This window comes from Pectobacterium fontis, assembly GCF_000803215.1.
Taxonomy (GTDB): Bacteria; Pseudomonadota; Gammaproteobacteria; order Enterobacterales; family Enterobacteriaceae; genus Pectobacterium; species Pectobacterium fontis.
The window spans coordinates 1-1,123 of record NZ_JSXC01000070.1; the positions used below are offsets into that span (position 1 = coordinate 1).

Sequence of the window (1,123 nt, forward strand, 5' to 3'; positions counted from 1 at the left end):
GGGAATATGCTGGCGTAATACGCAAGACGCTAAAAATAAAAAAGCCGGAAGGATCGTAGTGATCGCTTCCGGCTTCTTACATATATTTTACTAATACTGAGGATAACTAGTTTCCCAGTCCTTTTTAAAATCCTTTTCGCTAACGCCAAACTCTTTCTTTACAAAGTCCATGCATTTATAAAAATCATCAAATGTATAATATTCATCATATTTTACATTCGCTGCAAAAACTTCAGAGTCTGAGTCTTCAAGATATACTTTATCTATATCACAAATATTTAAATTGTATAACCAAAAAACCTCTAACCTATCAGGAATATACCCCAATTTATTTATTTCAGGATACATCTCCTCAACAGACATAATTCCCTTCTCTATTAATTCCATTTTTCTATCAACAGAATCACTAGGAAAATAGGCTCTTGGCCTAATAATAATGAATCTTGTTCCCTTTCCTTCATCAATATCTATTTCACAATACGCGCCCTTTTTAACATCCCCTCTAAAACCATAAGGGTAAGGGTTGTATGGACTAATATCTGATGCCATTTTTATCTCCTTAGCTAATCCTAGTAAAATATCCTTATTATTTTTCCTTCATAAGTATGAACTTGGAGGTGATCCCCAAGTAAAGCATGATCGCCAGCCTTCGCATTTGAATCTGCTGCGTCATAGTGATAAGTTCCTGGCTTATCGTAAGCCCCTTTGCCATCAGGGAGCCAACTTGAACCGGATTCAGATTTTTTCCCTGATGGTAATTTCTGATCTGTGGTATTCCTGAATCCACCGTTTGCAGAAGCTTTATCGCTGGATATATATCCTCTTAGAACATCCTCAGCCTCTTCTTTAGAACCAACGGTAACACTAACTTCTTTACCTGGCTGATCCATCTTCTGCATTATCTCTTTGAGAGCTTTATCTGGACATCCAGCTTTAGCTAATCCCAAAGGATCACAGAACTCTAGAGGATTATGGACGTAGGCTTGAGGTCGTGTACCACCTCTTAGCCCTATCGGGTCATAGGGACGATCCTGACGCAGTCGTACTTTTTAGCGCACTTAACCCATTGATGCAACGTGCTTTTTAAGTCACGTTTTTCGCCAGTTTAACACCGCCTTAACCC

General features: G+C 38.6%; 2 protein-coding genes. Both read right to left on the bottom strand.

Annotated elements, in window-relative coordinates; all coding sequences use genetic code 11:
- Positions 1-90: 90 nt before the first annotated feature.
- Positions 91-549: a hypothetical protein gene (locus OI69_RS18415; protein WP_039353989.1), complete on the bottom strand. Its 459-nt coding sequence runs from the start codon at positions 547-549 to the stop codon at positions 91-93.
- A 20-nt stretch (positions 550-569) separates the two neighbouring features.
- On the bottom strand, positions 570-947 hold the full coding sequence (locus OI69_RS20290; protein ID WP_072034328.1) for a hypothetical protein: 378 nt from the start codon (positions 945-947) through the stop codon (positions 570-572).
- Positions 948-1,123 lie beyond the last annotated feature (176 nt).

Bases quoted from the DNA above. Each gene is read 5' to 3' on its own strand.
- OI69_RS18415 (WP_039353989.1), bottom strand. From the start codon at position 549: ATGGCATCAGATATTAGTCCATACAACCCTTACCCTTATGGTTTTAGA.